The following is a 17,464-nucleotide window of genomic DNA, read 5'->3' on the forward strand; positions in this document are numbered from 1 at the left end:
CCTCAAGTTGGGGGAGATAAAACGGCTATCAGGCCGCAGCCAGACAGGGCTGACAGTCCGCAAGTTGGACAATATTAAAAATCACTGTTCCGGCAATATCATAAAACTTCCCCGTCATACCGTACTGCCGGATAGCGGCCACGACAAAAAGGAGGATCCGCATGACAAACCCACACAATCCCCTGCACGCCACCTTACGGGCGCAACTGGACGCGTACCTCGATACGCTGGTCGCACAGGGAAAAAGCCCGCGCACACGGGAAAGCTACCGGGAACGGCTGTTACCGTTCGTGGACTGGTGCGGACAGCGCAGCGTGCAGTATCCGGCACAGGTGACGCTGGTATTACTGGAAAGCTGGCAGCGCTATCTGCGGGCTTACCGCAAGGCCGATGGCCAGCCTTACAGCCATAACGGCCAGCGTGAACGGTTAATCGCCCTGCGGCTGTGGTTCCGCTGGCTACTGCAACGGCATCACATCCTCTACAACCCGGCCGAACAGATGGTGTTGCCGAAAGAGGAGAAGCGGCTGCCTGCCCAGATACTGAGTGAACGGGAAACCACGCAGGTGCTGGACAGCCTTGACGACCAGAGCGTGCTGGGGCTGCGCAACCGGGTGATGCTGGAAGTGCTGTGGAGCAGCGGCCTCCGGCGCATGGAGCTGCGCCAGCTCCGGCGGGGTGATATCGACGTCGAACGCGGGGTCGTGGTGGTTAATCAGGGCAAAGGCCATAAAGACCGGGTGGTGCCCATCGGCGGTCGGGCACTGGGCTGGCTGACACGCTATCTGGTGCAGGTTCGGCCACAGTTGGCAGACAGCCATGACAGCGGTTACCTGTTTATCTCGCAAAAGGGCAGGCCGCTCAGTCTGGGGCACCTGACCCAAATCGCCGGCAAGGCCATCCGCCATCAGGCACAGCTAGACAAGCCGGGCGCCTGTCACCTGTTCCGGCATTCCATGGCGACGCAGATGCTGGACAATGGCGCGGATATCCGCCATATCCAGGCGATGCTGGGGCATGAGAAACTCAACACCACCCAGGTATATACGCGGGTCGCCATCAAACAGCTCAGGCAGGTGCACAGCCAGACCCATCCGGCCGAGCGTGCCCCCCAGACCCAACCGGACGCAGACAACCATACCGAACCGCCAGAGTGCAGCTCAGGCGGTGCCCGCGGAGAATCTGGCACAGACCCGAAACCACAGCGTACCGGACAGCCCGATAATCCCCGTTGAGCCTGCGGGGTTCCGTGCAGGGGCAGACCGTGGCCGGACTGCCCGGAGGCTGCGGTGCCGGCGGGGGTAAATGGGCAATGGTCAGCGGCGGCCACGGTGTCCCCAACCACTCAGTGCCGGCTGCCCAAAGCCCATTTAACATAATGCAGGGAGATTAGGCGAAATTCGCCGTGCGGCCACCGTGTTCCGCCAACCGCCGAAGGGCGGCTCACATCGCCTAATCTGCATTATGTCTTCGCCCCCGCTTATCGGCATCGCGGGGTGCACCGCACAAGGCTGGCGCCTTCTGCTCTAGACTTCTGAGCCGATCCCTGCCAAAAACCGCGCCAGACCAAAACACCGTGCCCCCGTCCGGCTAAAACTGCGTCTTCTTTAGCGGCCTTGTGTTGTTCAGGCCAACAGCCCTGTAGGCAGGTCGGCCTGCGGCCTCCACTGGTTTACCTCCCCCGCCCCGACCCCGCTGCACTGGCTGCGCGCGGCTCGCAGTCGCTGCGCGCCTTGCTCGTTGCCGTGCTCGCCATCTCCGCCCCGTGCAGCCCCCGGAGGGGGCTTCCCTTGAGTAAAGTGCCCTCAGCAAAACCGAACACAACCTTCGGCTTCCGTGTCTGGGAGCGTCGCAGGGCGCCGCTTGCGGGTTCTGTGCCACCCGCCCCCGCAGAACGGCCGCCCGCCGCCCAAGCCAGTTGGGCGACGTTCGCCCGTTGCCGTGAAAAACTGCCCAAAAACAGGCTGTTCAGCCCATCAATCAGAAAAAGGGGCGCTATACTGCACCGCGGGGCAAACGTAAAAACAGGGCAAAAGTGCACTTCGGCATTTTAGGTTCGCGGGAATGGGCGGAACGGGTAAAAGGGGTTCTTTAACAAGCTGACAGATAAGGAAAAAATCGCTTAAAACTGTATAACCGCACCGGAACCAGCCCTAAGACCCCATCGGGCTGATGGGGGGCGTGAATCCGTATTCGTATGTGCATAATCCGGCAGGATGGGTAGACCCGTTCGGGTTAGCGGGTAAAGACTGCGATAAATTGTTTTCAAATCAATCTTATAAGGAGATTGAAAAAGCTCCATTAGATCAGTGGATAGTTGATTCTTTTAAAGACGGGAAATATAAAACTGTCGTCACAACTCAAGATACATATGTATATCGCGTTTACGGTGGTAATGCTAAACCGGGTGGCTCATTCGTATCAGATCTTCCAGCTTCTAACCGTATACAAGCTAAAATCGATGCGGCTCTTTTGCCCGAATGGAAAAATACCCGACAATTTGAAGCCCAAATATTGGTTCCAAAAGGAACAACACTCCATGTGGGCCAAGTTGCACCGCAAACAATGAAATCTGGAGCAGTTCTTAAGGGAGAAGCAACACAAATTCTTCTGCCCAGAGATTGGGATCCATCTTGGATAAAAAATACAAGAGGCATTCCATCAAAATAGAGATAACAATATGAATAAAAAAGAATTAATAAATTTAATCGAAAATGTAATTTTTGATTTGGAAGAACTAAAAAAATCTAGGCAGGAGAACAATCTGGACTCAATTATAACTCTTTATAAAAAAACGCTTTTATCTTTAGAGTCAGGAGAGTTAAAAGCCAATATTGTGAAAAATATGACTAGAGGGTATCTAGAAATCTATAGTGATTACGACAATCCCGTGCTTAACCTAATGTATGCATGTGAAAAAGAGATAGATAAATATATAAACTCATAGCTCATTGTTTAAATTAAAGATCTATGATAAAAAAGCCGGAAAGATCCCCAAGATCTTCCGGCTTTGTTCTTTTTAAGAGCTGCTCATTCCCTGCCCTTAGCGGCTTGTGTAGCCGCCAATCAGCTCCCGCATTTTGAGCTTAATCTCACTGATTTGCTCTCGCTGGCGCTGGTATTGCTGTTTGAGGCTGTTAGTCTCGTCATTGTCAGGGATCAGCACCAGACAGCCCTCCATAATCTTGACGGTGAGTGTGCCGCCAATATCAAAGCCTGCTGCCTTAAGCCACTGCCCCTTAAGGTGTATTGCCGGCGGGGCACTGGCCTTGTCATTTTGCGGCACGTATCCCACGGTGTAATAACGTTCTGTTTTTACGGCTTTATTTACTGCACGGTTTTGCTTAGAATGCGCCTTAGCCATCATTAACTACCTCCAATAGTTGGTTATGGTTAGCGTTTTGGTTGTGCTCCAACACAGCCAGAACGCGTTAAATCTCAGCGTGTTACATTAATTGCCTGTTTAATTTTCTCTTGTGTGATTGCCATGTCCAGAATGCGGCAAATCACATCCTGATCTTCTGCTTTTAACCCGTCAACTTGCTTACACAACTCTTTTAGCCTCTTGTTTTTAATATCAAAAACGGGAGCGATTGCACCTTCTTCACCCAGCAGTAAATGGTCAATACTGACTTCCAGTAACTGCGCCAGTTTAATGATGTAATCAAACTGGGGCTTAACCTGTCCCTGCTCCCAGCGTCCGACCATCCGGGGCTGGATATCTAGCAAATTCGCCAGTTCTATCTGTGTAAGCTGTCTGGCCTTGCGCAGTGTGGCAAGGCGTTTACCAAAATCAGTCATAAATGAACAAAGCCAGTTAATGTGTTTGTTCATCATGATAAGTGTCCTTTTTTAGTGTTGGGCTTGAAAGTATTATATTGACCTGTATTATATAGGTCAATAATGACCTTGACGCATTTTAAAGGATTAAGACATGGCTCGCATTCCCGAAGCAGAGTTGCAACACCTGAAAGCCGCCGTTCCCTTAGTTGCCATCATCGAGCAGCAGGGGCGGCAGTTGTTTAAACGCGGCAAAGACATGACCGTGCTGTGCCCGTTCCATGAGGAGAAAACGCCGTCGATGGTCATTACCCCAGCGAAAAATCTCTACCACTGTTTTGGCTGTGATGCGGGCGGGTCGGTGCTGGACTGGGTGATGCACACCGAGGGTCTGAGCCTGCGCCATGCCGTGGAGCGCCTGCGTGCCGTGCTGGGGCACAATCCGGCGGTGGAGCCGCTGGTGCAGCCGGAAGAGCTGGCCGGTGATGCCATCGGGCAGCAGGTGTTGCTGTCACGGGTGGTTGCGTTTTATCACCATACGTTGCTGAATGCGCCGGAGGCACAAGCGTACCTGTCCAAACGGCGGCTCAACCATCCTGAACTGGTCAGCCATTTTAAGCTGGGCTTTGCCAACCGAACGCTCGCTTACCGTCTGCCAGCCAGTAAATACAAGGCCGGGGCAGAGGTTCGCCGCCGCCTGCAAGCCATCGGCGTGCTGCGGGAGAACGGGCGGGAGCACCTGCGCGGCTCGCTGGTTGTGCCGGTGATGGATGCACAGGGGCAAATCCACGAACTGTACGGGCGCAAAATCGGCGACGACCTGCGCCAGTCCATCATCCGCCATCTGTACCTGCCGGGGGCACACAACGGGGTCTGGAATGAAGCCGCGCTGGGTGCCTCCCGAACGCTTATCCTGTGTGAATCGCTGATTGATGCGATGTCGTTCTGGGTGACGGGGCAGCGCAATGTGACGGCGGCCTATGGGGTGCATGGCGTCACGGCTGATCACTGGCAAGCCTTTGAACAGTACGGCATTAAGCAGGTGCTGATCGCTTTCGATAATGACAGCGCCGGCAATGATGCCGCGGTCAAACTGGCGGCGGCACTGGCGGCCAAAGGGATCACGCCCCTGCGCGTGGTGTTCCCGTCGGGCAGGGATGCGAACGAATATCTGTGCCAGGTGGCTGAGCCGGAAACCGCCTTTGCGCTGCTGCTTGACAGCGCCGTGCCGATGCAGGGTGTGGCGGATACGGTGGCACTTGGGCGCCAGACGCCTGAGCCGGACACCGCGCCAGCCCCCGCTTCCCCTTTAGCCGCTGACCCTGCGTCCGGTGTGATGCCAAATGTCGTCTGTGAGTCCGGTGAGCATGGCGAACTGCGCGTGTCAGTCGGCACACTGCAATGGTGCCTGCGCGGGCTGGGTGCGGTCAAAGCGGGCGCGGTTGCCATGAAGCTCAATGCGCAGGTGCTGGACAGGCAAAGCGGCGTGTTGTTCGCCGACGGGGTTGATCTGATGAGCGGGCGCTCACGCAACAGTTACGCCCGGCTGGCTGCCGCTGAGCTGGGACTGGCCGAAGGCGACCTCCGGCGGGCACTGGGGCAGGTGTTACTGGCGGTCGAACAATGGCAGCAGCAGCCCGCCAAAGGCACCGAACCCCGCGTACCTGAAATGGGGATCGCAGAGCGGGAAGCGGCACTGGCCTTGTTGCAAGATCCGTACCTGACGGCCCGTATCACCACTGACTTGGCGGCCTGCGGTGTGGTCGGCGAATCCACTAACTTGCTGGCCGGTTTTTTGGCGGCGGTGAGCCGAAAGTTACCCAAACCGTTAGCGGTACTTATCCAGAGCAGCAGCGCCGCCGGCAAATCCTCACTGATGGAGGCGGTGCTGAACCTGATCCCCGAGGAGGAGCGCATCCAGTACAGCGCCATGACCGGGCAAAGCCTGTTCTATCTGGGGGAAACCCATCTCCAGCACAAAATATTGGCTATCGCCGAAGAAGAGGGGGTGCGGCAGGCGGCCTATGCGTTGAAGTTGTTGCAGTCGGATGGTGAACTGACGATGGCCAGCACCGGCAAGGATGAGGCGAGCGGCAACCTCGTCACCAAAAGCTATACCGTCAAAGGTCCGGTGATGCTGATGCTGACCACGACCGCCATTGATGTGGATGAAGAGCTGCTCAACCGCTGTCTGGTGCTGACGGTCAATGAATCCCGTGAACAGACGGAAGCCATCCATGCGTTGCAGCGCCAGAAGCAGACGCTTGAAGGCTTGCTGGCCGGGAACGAGCGGGACTATCTGATGCAGCTTCACCAGAACGCCCAGCGGCTGCTTAAGCCGTTGAATGTGGTCAATCCGTATGCGCACCAACTGACCTTTATGTCAGACAAAACCCGTACCCGCCGTGACCATATGAAATACCTGACGCTCATTCAGAGCATAGCGTTGCTGCACCAGTACCAGCGGGAAATCAAAACGGCAGAGCATCGCGGCAGACGACTTGAATACATCGAAGTGAGCAAAGACGATATCCGGCTCGCCAATCAGTTGGCGCATGAAATCTTAGGCCGGACACTGGACGAAATGCCGCCGCAGACGCGCAAGCTGTTATTGCTGATCCAGCAGATGGCGAACGAGATGGCGGCAGGGCAGCAGTGCGCCCTGAATGCCGTTCGCTTTACCCGGCGGGATATCCGCGACTTTACCCAATGGAGCGACAATCAGCTTAAAGTGCATTGCCAGCGGCTGGCTGAGATGGAATACCTGCTGATCCACGGCGGCAGTCGCGGGCATCTGCTGCAATACGAACTGCTCTGGGACGGTGATGGCAACAGCGCACACTTAAGCGGCCTGATCGTGCCGGTATGATCAGTGCAAGTTGGGCTGAAAACAAGGCAAGTTGCCCCTAAGTTGGGTTCAGGTTGGCCTCAAGTTGGGGGAGATAAAACGGCTATCAGGCCGCAGCCAGACAGGGCTGACAGTCCGCAAGTTGGACAATATTAAAAATCACTGTTCCGGCAATATCATAAAACTTCCCCGTCATACCGTACTGCCGGATAGCGGCCACGACAAAAAGGAGGATCCGCATGACAAACCCACACAATCCCCTGCACGCCACCTTACGGGCGCAACTGGACGCGTACCTCGATACGCTGGTCGCACAGGGAAAAAGCCCGCGCACACGGGAAAGCTACCGGGAACGGCTGTTACCGTTCGTGGACTGGTGCGGACAGCGCAGCGTGCAGTATCCGGCACAGGTGACGCTGGTATTACTGGAAAGCTGGCAGCGCTATCTGCGGGCTTACCGCAAGGCCGATGGCCAGCCTTACAGCCATAACGGCCAGCGTGAACGGTTAATCGCCCTGCGGCTGTGGTTCCGCTGGCTACTGCAACGGCATCACATCCTCTACAACCCGGCCGAACAGATGGTGTTGCCGAAAGAGGAGAAGCGGCTGCCTGCCCAGATACTGAGTGAACGGGAAACCACGCAGGTGCTGGACAGCCTTGACGACCAGAGCGTGCTGGGGCTGCGCAACCGGGTGATGCTGGAAGTGCTGTGGAGCAGCGGCCTCCGGCGCATGGAGCTGCGCCAGCTCCGGCGGGGTGATATCGACGTCGAACGCGGGGTCGTGGTGGTTAATCAGGGCAAAGGCCATAAAGACCGGGTGGTGCCCATCGGCGGTCGGGCACTGGGCTGGCTGACACGCTATCTGGTGCAGGTTCGGCCACAGTTGGCAGACAGCCATGACAGCGGTTACCTGTTTATCTCGCAAAAGGGCAGGCCGCTCAGTCTGGGGCACCTGACCCAAATCGCCGGCAAGGCCATCCGCCATCAGGCACAGCTAGACAAGCCGGGCGCCTGTCACCTGTTCCGGCATTCCATGGCGACGCAGATGCTGGACAATGGCGCGGATATCCGCCATATCCAGGCGATGCTGGGGCATGAGAAACTCAACACCACCCAGGTATATACGCGGGTCGCCATCAAACAGCTCAGGCAGGTGCACAGCCAGACCCATCCGGCCGAGCGTGCCCCCCAGACCCAACCGGACGCAGACAACCATACCGAACCGCCAGAGTGCAGCTCAGGCGGTGCCCGCGGAGAATCTGGCACAGACCCGAAACCACAGCGTACCGGACAGCCCGATAATCCCCGTTGAGCCTGCGGGGTTCCGTGCAGGGGCAGACCGTGGCCGGACTGCCCGGAGGCTGCGGTGCCGGCGGGGGTAAATGGGCAATGGTCAGCGGCGGCCACGGTGTCCCCAACCACTCAGTGCCGGCTGCCCAAAGCCCATTTAACATAATGCAGGGAGATTAGGCGAAATTCGCCGTGCGGCCACCGTGTTCCGCCAACCGCCGAAGGGCGGCTCACATCGCCTAATCTGCATTATGTCTTCGCCCCCGCTTATCGGCATCGCGGGGTGCACCGCACAAGGCTGGCGCCTTCTGCTCTAGACTTCTGAGCCGATCCCTGCCAAAAACCGCGCCAGACCAAAACACCGTGCCCCCGTCCGGCTAAAACTGCGTCTTCTTTAGCGGCCTTGTGTTGTTCAGGCCAACAGCCCTGTAGGCAGGTCGGCCTGCGGCCTCCACTGGTTTACCTCCCCCGCCCCGACCCCGCTGCACTGGCTGCGCGCGGCTCGCAGTCGCTGCGCGCCTTGCTCGTTGCCGTGCTCGCCATCTCCGCCCCGTGCAGCCCCCGGAGGGGGCTTCCCTTGAGTAAAGTGCCCTCAGCAAAACCGAACACAACCTTCGGCTTCCGTGTCTGGGAGCGTCGCAGGGCGCCGCTTGCGGGTTCTGTGCCACCCGCCCCCGCAGAACGGCCGCCCGCCGCCCAAGCCAGTTGGGCGACGTTCGCCCGTTGCCGTGAAAAACTGCCCAAAAACAGGCTGTTCAGCCCATCAATCAGAAAAAGGGGCGCTATACTGCACCGCGGGGCAAACGTAAAAACAGGGCAAAAGTGCACTTCGGCATTTTAGGTTCGCGGGAATGGGCGGAACGGGTAAAAGGGGTTCTTTAACAAGCTGACAGATAAGGAAAAAATCGCTTAAAACTGTATAACCGCACCGGAACCAGCCCTAAGACCCCATCGGGCTGCTGGGCGGGTTTAACCCGTATTCATATGTGCATAATCCATCGAAGTGGGTAGATCCGTATGGGCTGGCAGGCGGGGTTGGCAATAAAGGTGATTACCTTATAACGTATCGCGGAGATACACGAAGCTTCACTGAAATTTTTGATAAAGGATTTGAAACACGAGGTCCAAGCAATGATTTGTATCTGCACGCATTAGATAATAAAAATCCTCCAAGCAATTTTATAAGTACCACTATTGATCCGAGTAAAACTATTGGTTTTGCAACAGATTATGGAAGCAAAAGCGGCTATATGTACACCATGAAAACTAATCATGGTATAGATGTAAACAAGGTGCTAGGTTCAAAATCGCCGTATCCTGGGGAAGTAGAAATTGCAATGCCTGGTGGGGTTAAATCTGAAAATATATTAGGTGCAAGAGCAGTTAATGCAGATGGTGAGATGTGGGATTATACTATTTTAAATCCAAAGAGGTATGGAAAATGACAGGCGCTGATAAAAGAAAAATCAACATAATAATAAATGGGAAAAAAGAAGAAGCTGAATTACATTTGATTACTTCTCCTGATAGGCATTGTTGTTTAAGAATATTTCATAATAACAATCAGTTGGCAGAATCAAATGACACTGATTATTTTTCATGCTTTATAGATTTAAGAAACCAATTAAAAGATATAGTTTTTCTTTGCAAAGGGGCAAAAAAAAATGTGTTTCCTTCTGCAATGCAGAGAGATATGGGTTTAGGTAAAGTGGCTTATGAGACTACGTTGGGTCAACATGGTTTACCTGAAGATATTGTTCATATATTTGATTTTGATGATAAAGATGTTGGTGTTACCCCAGAAGAGCAAGCAATATTTCATTATCAATGGTTTGAATCACTACAATAAAATAACTGATTTTTTAGCGTAGATTAAGCCGGAAAGATCCCCAAGATCTTCCGGCTTTGTTCTTTTTAAGAGCTACTCATTCCCTGCCCTTAGCGGCTTGTGTAGTCGCCAAGCAGCTCCCGCATTTTGAGCTTAATCTCACTGATTTGCTCTCGCTGGCGCTGGTATTGCTGTTTGAGGCTGTTAGTCTCGTCACTGTCGGGGATCAGCACCAGACAGCCCTCCATAATCTTGACGGTGAGTGTGCCACCAATATCAAACCCTGCTGCCTTAAGCCACTGCCCCTTAAGGTGTATTGCCGGCGGGGCACTGGCCTTGTCATTTTGCGGCACGTATCCCACGGTGTAATAACGTTCTGTTTTTGTGGCTTTATTTACTGCACGGTTTTGCTTAGAATGCGCCTTAGCCATCATTCAACTCCTTGTTAGTTGCTTGTGGTTAGCAGCGTGTTCGGGTGCCCGCCCGAATACGTTGCGTTAATCGTTTTTACTTCATCTTGGAAGACCAGCGTTCAGCTTCATACTTAATGATCATCCCTTCCAGTACTTCTTTTATCACCTGCCGCTGTTCCGGCTGCATATTGTTGATAGCCTGAAACTGTAGGGCTAAATCGCTATCAGGTTGTAGCTCATCGTCTTCAAATATCAGTGAATCTGTCGTGACTCGCAGTGTCTGCGCTATCTTCTTAACCGCTTCCAGAGACGGTAACGAAATCCCGCCCTCATAGCGTTTTATCTGTGTTACATGAATGCCGATAGCATCCGCTAATGCCTGTTGTGATAAGCCTTTTTGCTTACGAAGGGTGATGAGTCTGTTAGCAATACTCATTGAATTAAACCAGTCAGAGAAATTTGCCTTCATTCTATCCCCCAAAAAATGCTTGCTTTATATTGGTATCTTATCGGATACTAAATAAAAGAGCAATGGAATCTTGACGCAATTTTAGGAAGGTCACTTTATGGCTCGCATCCCCGACGCAGAATTACAGCACCTGAAAGCCGCCGTTCCCTTAGTTGCCATCATCGAGCAGCAGGGGCGGCAGTTGTTTAAGCGCGGCAAAGACATGACCGTGCTGTGCCCGTTCCATGAGGAGAAAACGCCCTCGATGGTCATTACTCCAGCGAAAAATCTCTACCACTGTTTTGGCTGTGATGCGGGCGGGTCGGTGCTGGACTGGGTCATGCACACCGAGGGTCTGAGCCTGCGCCATGCCGTGGAGCGCCTGCGTGCCGTGCTGGGGCACAATCCGGCCGTGGAGCCGCTGGTGCAGCCGGAAGAGCTGGCCGGTGATGCCATCGGGCAGCAGGTGCTGCTGTCACGGGTGGTTGCGTTTTATCACCATACGTTGCTGAATGCGCCGGAGGCACAAGCGTACCTGTCCAAACGGCGGCTCAACCATCCTGAACTGGTCAGCCATTTTAAGCTGGGCTTTGCCAACCGAACGCTCGCTTACCGTCTGCCAGCCAGTAAATACAAGGCCGGGGCAGAGGTTCGCCGCCGCCTGCAAGCCATCGGCGTGCTGCGGGAGAACGGGCGGGAGCACCTGCGCGGCTCGCTGGTTGTGCCGGTGATGGATGCACAGGGGCAAATCCACGAACTGTACGGGCGCAAAATCGGCGACGACCTGCGCCAGTCCATCATCCGCCATCTGTACCTGCCGGGGGCACACAACGGCGTCTGGAATGAAGCCGCGCTGGGTGCCTCCCGAACGCTTATCCTGTGTGAATCGCTGATTGATGCGATGTCGTTCTGGGTGACGGGGCAGCGCAATGTGACGGCGGCCTATGGGGTGCATGGCGTCACGGCTGATCACTGGCAAGCCTTTGAACAGTACGGCATTAAGCAGGTGCTGATCGCTTTCGATAATGACAGCGCCGGCAATGATGCCGCGGTCAAACTGGCGGCGGCACTGGCGGCCAAAGGGATCACGCCCCTGCGCGTGGTGTTCCCGTCGGGCAGGGATGCGAACGAATATCTGTGCCAGGTGGCTGAGCCGGAAACCGCCTTTGCGCTGCTGCTTGACAGCGCCGTGCCGATGCAGGGTGTGGCGGATACGGTGGCACTTGGGCGCCAGACGCCTGAGCCGGACACCGCGCCAGCCCCCGCTTCCCCTTTAGCCGCTGACCCTGCGTCCGGTGTGATGCCAAATGTCGTCTGTGAGTCCGGTGAGCATGGCGAGCTGCGCGTGTCAGTCGGCACACTGCAATGGTGCCTGCGCGGGCTGGGTGCGGTCAAAGCGGGCGCGGTTGCCATGAAGCTCAATGCGCAGGTGCTGGACAGGCAAAGCGGCGTGCTGTTCGCCGACGGGGTTGATCTGATGAGCGGGCGCTCACGCAACAGTTACGCCCGGCTGGCTGCCGCTGAGCTGGGACTGGCCGAAGGCGACCTCCGGCGGGCACTGGGGCAGGTGTTACTGGCGGTCGAACAATGGCAGCAGCAGCCCGCCAAAGGCACCGAACCCCGCGTACCTGAAATGGGGATCGCAGAGCGGGAAGCGGCACTGGCCTTGTTGCAAGATCCGTACCTGACGGCCCGTATCACCACTGACTTGGCGGCCTGCGGTGTGGTCGGCGAATCCACTAACTTGCTGGCCGGTTTTTTGGCGGCGGTGAGCCGAAAGTTACCCAAACCGTTAGCGGTACTTATCCAGAGCAGCAGCGCCGCCGGCAAATCCTCACTGATGGAGGCGGTGCTGAACCTGATCCCCGAGGAGGAGCGCATCCAGTACAGCGCCATGACCGGGCAAAGCCTGTTCTATCTGGGGGAAACCCATCTCCAGCACAAAATATTGGCTATCGCCGAAGAAGAGGGGGTGCGGCAGGCGGCCTATGCGTTGAAGTTGTTGCAGTCGGATGGTGAACTGACGATGGCCAGCACCGGCAAGGATGAGGCGAGCGGCAACCTCGTCACCAAAAGCTATACCGTCAAAGGTCCGGTGATGCTGATGCTGACCACCACCGCCATTGATGTGGATGAAGAGCTGCTCAACCGCTGTCTGGTGCTGACGGTCAATGAATCCCGTGAACAGACGGAAGCCATCCATGCGTTGCAGCGCCAGAAGCAGACGCTCGAAGGCTTGCTGGCCGGGAACGAGCGGGACTATCTGATGCAGCTTCACCAGAACGCCCAGCGGCTGCTTAAGCCGTTGAATGTGGTCAATCCGTATGCGTCGCAACTGACGTTCCTGTCAGACAAAACCCGTACCCGCCGTGACCATATGAAATACCTGACGCTCATTCAGAGCATAGCGTTGCTGCACCAGTACCAGCGGGAAATCAAAACGGCAGAACATCGCGGGAAAACGCTGGAATACATTGAAGTGAGCAAAGACGATATCCGGCTCGCCAATCAGTTGGCGCATGAAATCTTAGGCCGGACACTGGACGAAATGCCGCCGCAGACGCGCAAGCTGTTATTGCTGATCCGGCAGATGGCGAACGAGATGGCGGCAGGGCAGCAGTGCGCCCTGAATGCCGTTCGCTTTACCCGGCGGGATATCCGGGCTTACACGAACTGGAGCGACAATCAGCTTAAAGTGCATTGCCAGCGGCTGGCTGAGATGGAATACCTGCTGATCCACGGCGGCAGTCGCGGGCATCTGCTGCAATACGAACTGCTCTGGGACGGTGATGGCAACAGCGCACACTTAAGCGGCCTGATCGTGCCGGTATGATCAGTGCAAGTTGGGCTGAAAACAAGGCAAGTTGCCCCTAAGTTGGGTTCAGGTTGGCCTCAAGTTGGGGGAGATAAAACGGCTATCAGGCCGCAGCCAGACAGGGCTGACAGCCCGCAAGTTGGACAATATTAAAAATCACTGTTCCGGCAATATCATAAAACTTCCCCGTCATACCGTACTGCCGGACAGCGGCCACGACAAAAAGGAGGATCCGCATGACAAACCCACCTAATCCCCTGCACGCCACCTTACGGGCGCAACTGGACGCGTACCTCGATACGCTGGTCGCACAGGGAAAAAGCCCGCGCACACGGGAAAGCTACCGGGAACGGCTGTTACCGTTCGTGGACTGGTGCGGACAGCGCAGCGTGCAGTATCCGGCACAGGTGACGCTGGTATTACTGGAAAGCTGGCAGCGTTATCTGCGGGCTTACCGCAAGGCCGATGGCCAGCCTTACAGCCATAACGGCCAGCGTGAACGGTTAATCGCCCTGCGGCTGTGGTTCCGCTGGCTACTGCAACGGCATCACATCCTCTACAACCCGGCCGAACAGATGGTGTTGCCGAAAGAGGAGAAGCGGCTGCCTGCCCAGATACTGAGTGAACGGGAAACCACGCAGGTGCTGGACAGCCTTGACGACCAGAGCGTGCTGGGGCTGCGCAACCGGGTGATGCTGGAAGTGCTGTGGAGCAGCGGCCTCCGGCGCATGGAGCTGCGCCAGCTCCGGCGGGGTGATATCGACGTCGAACGCGGGGTCGTGGTGGTTAATCAGGGCAAAGGCCATAAAGACCGGGTGGTGCCCATCGGCGGTCGGGCACTGGGCTGGCTGACACGCTATCTGGTGCAGGTTCGGCCACAGTTGGCAGACAGCCATGACAGCGGTTACCTGTTTATCTCGCAAAAGGGCAGGCCGCTCAGTCTGGGGCACCTGACCCAAATCGCCGGCAAGGCCATCCGCCATCAGGCACAGCTAGACAAGCCGGGCGCCTGTCACCTGTTCCGGCATTCCATGGCGACGCAGATGCTGGACAATGGCGCGGATATCCGCCATATCCAGGCGATGCTGGGGCATGAGAAACTCAACACCACCCAGGTGTATACGCGGGTCGCCATCAAACAGCTCAGGCAGGTGCACAGCCAGACCCATCCGGCCGAGCGTGCCCCCCAGACCCAACCGGACGCAGACAACCATACCGAACCGCCAGAGTGCAGCTCAGGCGGTGCCCGCGGAGAATCTGGCACAGACCCGAAACCACAGCGTACCGGACAGCCCGATAATCCCCGTTGAGCCTGCGGGGTTCCGTGCAGGGGCAGACCGTGGCCGGACTGCCCGGAGGCTGCGGTGCCGGCGGGGGTAAATGGGCAATGGTCAGCGGCGGCCACGGTGTCCCCAACCACTCAGTGCCGGCTGCCCAAAGCCCATTTAACATAATGCAGGGAGATTAGGCGAAATTCGCCGTGCGGCCACCGTGTCCCGCCAACCGCCGAAGGGCGGCTCACATCGCCTAATCTGCATTATGTCTTCGCCCCCGCTTATCGGCATCGCGGGGTGCACCGCACAAGGCTGGCGCCTTCTGCTCTAGACTTCTGAGCCGATCCCTGCCAAAAACCGCGCCAGACCAAAACACCGTGCCCCCGTCCGGCCAAAACAGCGTCTTCTTTAGCGGCCTTGTGTTGTTCAGGCCAACAGCCCTGTAGGCAGGTCGGCCTGCGGCCTCCGCTGTTTTACCTCCCCCGCCCCGACCCCGCTGCATTGTCTGCGCGCGGCTCGCAGTCGCTGCGCGCCTTGCTCGTTGCCGTGCTCGCCATCTTCGCCCCGTGCAGCCCCCGGAGGGGGCTTCCCTTGAGTAAAGTGCCCTCAGCAAAACCGAACACAACCTTCGGCTTCCGTGTCTGGGAGCGTCGCAGGGCGCCGCTTGCGGGTTCTGTGCCACCCGCCCCCGCAGAACGGCCGCCCGCCGCCCAAGCCAGTTGGGCGACGTTCGCCCGTTGCCGTGAAAAACATCACAAAAACAAGCTGTTCAGCCCATCAATCAGAAAAAGGGGCGCTATACTGCACCGCGGGGCAAACGTAAAAACAGGGCAAAAGTGCACTTCGGCATTTTAGGTTCGCGGGAATGGGCGGAACGGGTAAAAGGGGTTCTTTAACAAGCTGACAGATAAGGAAAAAATCGCTTAAAACCGTATAACCGCACCGGAACCTGCCCTAAGACCCCATCGGGCTGCTGGGCGGGTTTAACCCGTATTCATATGTGCATAATCCATCGAAGTGGGTAGATCCGTATGGGCTGGCAGGCGGGGTTGGCAATAAAGGTGATTACCTTATAACGTATCGCGGAGATACACGAAGCTTCACTGAAATTTTTGATAAAGGATTTGAAACACGAGGTCCAAGCAATGATTTGTATCTGCACGCATTAGATAATAAAAATCCTCCAAGCAATTTTATAAGTACCACTATTGATCCGAGTAAAACTATTGGTTTTGCAACAGATTATGGAAGCAAAAGCGGCTATATGTACACCATGAAAACTAATCATGGTATAGATGTAAACAAGGTGCTAGGTTCAAAATCGCCGTATCCTGGGGAAGTAGAAATTGCAATGCCTGGTGGGGTTAAATCTGAAAATATATTAGGTGCAAGAGCAGTTAATGCAGATGGTGAGATGTGGGATTATACTATTTTAAATCCAAAGAGGTATGGAAAATGACAGGCGCTGATAAAAGAAAAATCAACATAATAATAAATGGGAAAAAAGAAGAAGCTGAATTACATTTGATTACTTCTCCTGATAGGCATTGTTGTTTAAGAATATTTCATAATAACAATCAGTTGGCAGAATCAAATGACACTGATTATTTTTCATGCTTTATAGATTTAAGAAACCAATTAAAAGATATAGTTTTTCTTTGCAAAGGGGCAAAAAAAAATGTGTTTCCTTCTGCAATGCAGAGAGATATGGGTTTAGGTAAAGTGGCTTATGAGACTACGTTGGGTCAACATGGTTTACCTGAAGATATTGTTCATATATTTGATTTTGATGATAAAGATGTTGGTGTTACCCCAGAAGAGCAAGCAATATTTCATTATCAATGGTTTGAATCACTACAATAAAATAACTGATTTTTTAGCGTAGATTAAGCCGGAAAGATCCCCAAGATCTTCCGGCTTTGTTCTTTTTAAGAGCTACTCATTCCCTGCCCTTAGCGGCTTGTGTAGTCGCCAAGCAGCTCCCGCATTTTGAGCTTAATCTCACTGATTTGCTCTCGCTGGCGCTGGTATTGCTGTTTGAGGCTGTTAGTCTCGTCACTGTCGGGGATCAGCACCAGACAGCCCTCCATAATCTTGACGGTGAGTGTGCCACCAATATCAAACCCTGCTGCCTTAAGCCACTGCCCCTTAAGGTGTATTGCCGGCGGGGCACTGGCCTTGTCATTTTGCGGCACGTATCCCACGGTGTAATAACGTTCTGTTTTTGTGGCTTTATTTACTGCACGGTTTTGCTTAGAATGCGCCTTAGCCATCATTCAACTCCTTGTTAGTTGCTTGTGGTTAGCAGCGTGTTCGGGTGCCCGCCCGAATACGTTGCGTTAATCGTTTTTACTTCATCTTGGAAGACCAGCGTTCAGCTTCATACTTAATGATCATCCCTTCCAGTACTTCTTTTATCACCTGCCGCTGTTCCGGCTGCATATTGTTGATAGCCTGAAACTGTAGGGCTAAATCGCTATCAGGTTGTAGCTCATCGTCTTCAAATATCAGTGAATCTGTCGTGACTCGCAGTGTCTGCGCTATCTTCTTAACCGCTTCCAGAGACGGTAACGAAATCCCGCCCTCATAGCGTTTTATCTGTGTTACATGAATGCCGATAGCATCCGCTAATGCCTGTTGTGATAAGCCTTTTTGCTTACGAAGGGTGATGAGTCTGTTAGCAATACTCATTGAATTAAACCAGTCAGAGAAATTTGCCTTCATTCTATCCCCCAAAAAATGCTTGCTTTATATTGGTATCTTATCG

At 54.9% G+C, this 17,464-nt stretch carries 26 protein-coding genes; 17 read left to right on the plus strand and 9 right to left on the minus strand.

Annotated features, from left to right (window positions below):
• Positions 1-28: 28 nt before the first annotated feature.
• Positions 29-163 carry a hypothetical protein gene (locus Xish_RS19150; protein ID WP_279625625.1) on the minus strand — a complete coding sequence of 45 codons (135 nt, stop codon included), beginning with the start codon at positions 161-163 and terminating at the stop codon, positions 29-31.
• Between Xish_RS19150 and xerC (Xish_RS12510) the strand changes: the two genes are divergently transcribed.
• The 5 genes from xerC (Xish_RS12510) to Xish_RS12525 all read left to right on the plus strand — a co-directional run bounded on the left by xerC (Xish_RS12510) (position 162) and on the right by Xish_RS12525 (position 2,947).
• The gene (xerC, locus tag Xish_RS12510; RefSeq protein WP_099118144.1) at positions 162-1,235 is read left to right on the plus strand and encodes a site-specific tyrosine recombinase XerC; all 1,074 of its coding nucleotides are present in this window, start codon (positions 162-164) and stop codon (positions 1,233-1,235) included. The two genes, Xish_RS19150 and xerC (Xish_RS12510), sit on opposite strands and share 2 nt — an antisense overlap.
• A 29-nt stretch (positions 1,236-1,264) precedes the next feature.
• A complete protein-coding gene (locus Xish_RS19155; protein WP_279625626.1) occupies positions 1,265-1,393 on the plus strand; it encodes a hypothetical protein in 129 nt (42 codons plus the stop codon).
• Positions 1,394-1,790: 397 nt separating this feature from the next.
• Positions 1,791-2,054, plus strand: coding sequence for a hypothetical protein (locus tag Xish_RS18645; RefSeq protein ID WP_167383193.1), 264 nt, complete (start codon positions 1,791-1,793; stop codon positions 2,052-2,054).
• A gap of 127 nt (positions 2,055-2,181) precedes the next feature.
• Positions 2,182-2,670 carry an RHS repeat-associated core domain-containing protein gene (locus Xish_RS18995; protein WP_141553980.1) on the plus strand — a complete coding sequence of 163 codons (489 nt, stop codon included), beginning with the start codon at positions 2,182-2,184 and terminating at the stop codon, positions 2,668-2,670.
• 10 nt (positions 2,671-2,680) lie between these two features.
• Entirely contained in the window at positions 2,681-2,947 is a 267-nt protein-coding gene (locus Xish_RS12525) for a hypothetical protein (protein WP_099118141.1), read from the plus strand.
• Between the two features lie 96 nt (positions 2,948-3,043).
• On the opposite strand, the gene Xish_RS12530 is transcribed toward Xish_RS12525, so the two are convergent.
• Together Xish_RS12530 and Xish_RS12535 are read right to left on the minus strand one after the other, a co-directional pair.
• On the minus strand, positions 3,044-3,364 hold the full coding sequence (locus tag Xish_RS12530; RefSeq protein WP_099118750.1) for a SymE family type I addiction module toxin: 321 nt from the start codon (positions 3,362-3,364) through the stop codon (positions 3,044-3,046).
• A 74-nt stretch (positions 3,365-3,438) separates the two neighbouring features.
• Positions 3,439-3,837 (minus strand): helix-turn-helix domain-containing protein, encoded by a 399-nt coding sequence (locus tag Xish_RS12535; RefSeq protein WP_099118142.1) that lies wholly within the window; start codon positions 3,835-3,837, stop codon positions 3,439-3,441.
• A gap of 97 nt (positions 3,838-3,934) precedes the next feature.
• Between Xish_RS12535 and Xish_RS12540 the strand changes: the two genes are divergently transcribed.
• Positions 3,935-6,649: a CHC2 zinc finger domain-containing protein gene (locus Xish_RS12540; RefSeq protein WP_099118143.1), complete on the plus strand. Its 2,715-nt coding sequence runs from the start codon at positions 3,935-3,937 to the stop codon at positions 6,647-6,649.
• 85 nt (positions 6,650-6,734) lie between these two features.
• On the opposite strand, the gene Xish_RS19160 is transcribed toward Xish_RS12540, so the two are convergent.
• The gene (locus tag Xish_RS19160; RefSeq protein WP_279625625.1) at positions 6,735-6,869 is read right to left on the minus strand and encodes a hypothetical protein; all 135 of its coding nucleotides are present in this window, start codon (positions 6,867-6,869) and stop codon (positions 6,735-6,737) included.
• Between Xish_RS19160 and xerC (Xish_RS12545) the strand changes: the two genes are divergently transcribed.
• The 5 genes from xerC (Xish_RS12545) to Xish_RS19000 all read left to right on the plus strand — a co-directional run bounded on the left by xerC (Xish_RS12545) (position 6,868) and on the right by Xish_RS19000 (position 9,768).
• Complete coding sequence (gene xerC, locus Xish_RS12545) at positions 6,868-7,941, plus strand: site-specific tyrosine recombinase XerC (protein WP_099118144.1); 1,074 nt, start codon at positions 6,868-6,870, stop codon at positions 7,939-7,941. The genes Xish_RS19160 and xerC (Xish_RS12545) overlap by 2 nt on opposite strands.
• A 29-nt stretch (positions 7,942-7,970) precedes the next feature.
• A complete protein-coding gene (locus tag Xish_RS19165; RefSeq protein WP_279625626.1) occupies positions 7,971-8,099 on the plus strand; it encodes a hypothetical protein in 129 nt (42 codons plus the stop codon).
• A gap of 397 nt (positions 8,100-8,496) precedes the next feature.
• Positions 8,497-8,760 (plus strand): hypothetical protein, encoded by a 264-nt coding sequence (locus tag Xish_RS18655; RefSeq protein ID WP_167383193.1) that lies wholly within the window; start codon positions 8,497-8,499, stop codon positions 8,758-8,760.
• A gap of 145 nt (positions 8,761-8,905) precedes the next feature.
• Positions 8,906-9,364, plus strand: a complete 459-nt coding sequence (locus tag Xish_RS12555; protein WP_244186030.1) for an enterotoxin A family protein — start codon at positions 8,906-8,908, stop codon at positions 9,362-9,364.
• The gene (locus Xish_RS19000; RefSeq protein WP_099118146.1) at positions 9,361-9,768 is read left to right on the plus strand and encodes a hypothetical protein; all 408 of its coding nucleotides are present in this window, start codon (positions 9,361-9,363) and stop codon (positions 9,766-9,768) included. Before Xish_RS12555 ends, Xish_RS19000 begins: the two co-directional genes overlap by 4 nt.
• A gap of 89 nt (positions 9,769-9,857) precedes the next feature.
• Here Xish_RS19000 and Xish_RS12565 read toward each other — a convergent pair whose 3' ends face one another.
• Entirely contained in the window at positions 9,858-10,178 is a 321-nt protein-coding gene (locus Xish_RS12565; protein WP_099118147.1) for a SymE family type I addiction module toxin, read from the minus strand.
• A 76-nt stretch (positions 10,179-10,254) separates the two neighbouring features.
• Positions 10,255-10,596 carry a helix-turn-helix domain-containing protein gene (locus Xish_RS12570; RefSeq protein ID WP_341865771.1) on the minus strand — a complete coding sequence of 114 codons (342 nt, stop codon included), beginning with the start codon at positions 10,594-10,596 and terminating at the stop codon, positions 10,255-10,257.
• Between the two features lie 130 nt (positions 10,597-10,726).
• On the opposite strand from Xish_RS12570, the gene Xish_RS12575 reads away from it, so the two are divergent.
• Positions 10,727-13,441, plus strand: a complete 2,715-nt coding sequence (locus Xish_RS12575) for a CHC2 zinc finger domain-containing protein (RefSeq protein ID WP_099118149.1) — start codon at positions 10,727-10,729, stop codon at positions 13,439-13,441.
• Positions 13,442-13,526: 85 nt separating this feature from the next.
• Here the strand turns inward: Xish_RS12575 and Xish_RS19170 are convergent, their stop codons facing one another.
• The gene (locus Xish_RS19170; protein ID WP_279625627.1) at positions 13,527-13,661 is read right to left on the minus strand and encodes a hypothetical protein; all 135 of its coding nucleotides are present in this window, start codon (positions 13,659-13,661) and stop codon (positions 13,527-13,529) included.
• Here Xish_RS19170 and xerC (Xish_RS12580) point away from each other — a divergent pair.
• The 5 genes from xerC (Xish_RS12580) (at position 13,660) to Xish_RS19005 (ending at position 16,560) form a co-directional block, all read left to right on the plus strand.
• Entirely contained in the window at positions 13,660-14,733 is a 1,074-nt protein-coding gene (gene xerC, locus Xish_RS12580) for a site-specific tyrosine recombinase XerC (RefSeq protein ID WP_099118150.1), read from the plus strand. The genes Xish_RS19170 and xerC (Xish_RS12580) overlap by 2 nt on opposite strands.
• A 29-nt stretch (positions 14,734-14,762) precedes the next feature.
• Positions 14,763-14,891: a hypothetical protein gene (locus Xish_RS19175; RefSeq protein WP_279625626.1), complete on the plus strand. Its 129-nt coding sequence runs from the start codon at positions 14,763-14,765 to the stop codon at positions 14,889-14,891.
• 397 nt (positions 14,892-15,288) lie between these two features.
• Positions 15,289-15,552, plus strand: coding sequence for a hypothetical protein (locus tag Xish_RS18660; protein WP_167383194.1), 264 nt, complete (start codon positions 15,289-15,291; stop codon positions 15,550-15,552).
• 145 nt (positions 15,553-15,697) lie between these two features.
• On the plus strand, positions 15,698-16,156 hold the full coding sequence (locus Xish_RS12590; RefSeq protein ID WP_244186030.1) for an enterotoxin A family protein: 459 nt from the start codon (positions 15,698-15,700) through the stop codon (positions 16,154-16,156).
• Positions 16,153-16,560 (plus strand): hypothetical protein, encoded by a 408-nt coding sequence (locus Xish_RS19005; RefSeq protein ID WP_099118146.1) that lies wholly within the window; start codon positions 16,153-16,155, stop codon positions 16,558-16,560. Before Xish_RS12590 ends, Xish_RS19005 begins: the two co-directional genes overlap by 4 nt.
• A gap of 89 nt (positions 16,561-16,649) precedes the next feature.
• Here the strand turns inward: Xish_RS19005 and Xish_RS12600 are convergent, their stop codons facing one another.
• Positions 16,650-16,970 carry a SymE family type I addiction module toxin gene (locus Xish_RS12600; RefSeq protein WP_099118147.1) on the minus strand — a complete coding sequence of 107 codons (321 nt, stop codon included), beginning with the start codon at positions 16,968-16,970 and terminating at the stop codon, positions 16,650-16,652.
• Positions 16,971-17,046: 76 nt separating this feature from the next.
• Entirely contained in the window at positions 17,047-17,388 is a 342-nt protein-coding gene (locus tag Xish_RS12605) for a helix-turn-helix domain-containing protein (RefSeq protein ID WP_341865771.1), read from the minus strand.
• Positions 17,389-17,464: the final 76 nt, after the last annotated feature.

Source organism: Xenorhabdus ishibashii, from assembly GCF_002632755.1.
In the GTDB taxonomy this organism is placed as follows: domain Bacteria; phylum Pseudomonadota; class Gammaproteobacteria; order Enterobacterales; family Enterobacteriaceae; genus Xenorhabdus; species Xenorhabdus ishibashii.

Bases quoted from the DNA above. Each gene is read 5' to 3' on its own strand.
- xerC (WP_099118144.1), top strand. From the start codon at position 162: ATGACAAACCCACACAATCCCCTGCACGCCACCTTACGGGCGCAACTG.
- Xish_RS19150 (WP_279625625.1), bottom strand. From the start codon at position 163: ATGCGGATCCTCCTTTTTGTCGTGGCCGCTATCCGGCAGTACGGTATG.
- Xish_RS12525 (WP_099118141.1), top strand. From the start codon at position 2,681: ATGAATAAAAAAGAATTAATAAATTTAATCGAAAATGTAATTTTTGAT.
- Xish_RS12530 (WP_099118750.1), bottom strand. From the start codon at position 3,364: ATGGCTAAGGCGCATTCTAAGCAAAACCGTGCAGTAAATAAAGCCGTA.
- Xish_RS12535 (WP_099118142.1), bottom strand. From the start codon at position 3,837: ATGATGAACAAACACATTAACTGGCTTTGTTCATTTATGACTGATTTT.
- Xish_RS12540 (WP_099118143.1), top strand. From the start codon at position 3,935: ATGGCTCGCATTCCCGAAGCAGAGTTGCAACACCTGAAAGCCGCCGTT.
- xerC (WP_099118144.1), top strand. From the start codon at position 6,868: ATGACAAACCCACACAATCCCCTGCACGCCACCTTACGGGCGCAACTG.
- Xish_RS19160 (WP_279625625.1), bottom strand. From the start codon at position 6,869: ATGCGGATCCTCCTTTTTGTCGTGGCCGCTATCCGGCAGTACGGTATG.
- Xish_RS19000 (WP_099118146.1), top strand. From the start codon at position 9,361: ATGACAGGCGCTGATAAAAGAAAAATCAACATAATAATAAATGGGAAA.
- Xish_RS12565 (WP_099118147.1), bottom strand. From the start codon at position 10,178: ATGGCTAAGGCGCATTCTAAGCAAAACCGTGCAGTAAATAAAGCCACA.
- Xish_RS12570 (WP_341865771.1), bottom strand. From the start codon at position 10,596: ATGAGTATTGCTAACAGACTCATCACCCTTCGTAAGCAAAAAGGCTTA.
- Xish_RS12575 (WP_099118149.1), top strand. From the start codon at position 10,727: ATGGCTCGCATCCCCGACGCAGAATTACAGCACCTGAAAGCCGCCGTT.
- xerC (WP_099118150.1), top strand. From the start codon at position 13,660: ATGACAAACCCACCTAATCCCCTGCACGCCACCTTACGGGCGCAACTG.
- Xish_RS19170 (WP_279625627.1), bottom strand. From the start codon at position 13,661: ATGCGGATCCTCCTTTTTGTCGTGGCCGCTGTCCGGCAGTACGGTATG.
- Xish_RS19005 (WP_099118146.1), top strand. From the start codon at position 16,153: ATGACAGGCGCTGATAAAAGAAAAATCAACATAATAATAAATGGGAAA.
- Xish_RS12600 (WP_099118147.1), bottom strand. From the start codon at position 16,970: ATGGCTAAGGCGCATTCTAAGCAAAACCGTGCAGTAAATAAAGCCACA.
- Xish_RS12605 (WP_341865771.1), bottom strand. From the start codon at position 17,388: ATGAGTATTGCTAACAGACTCATCACCCTTCGTAAGCAAAAAGGCTTA.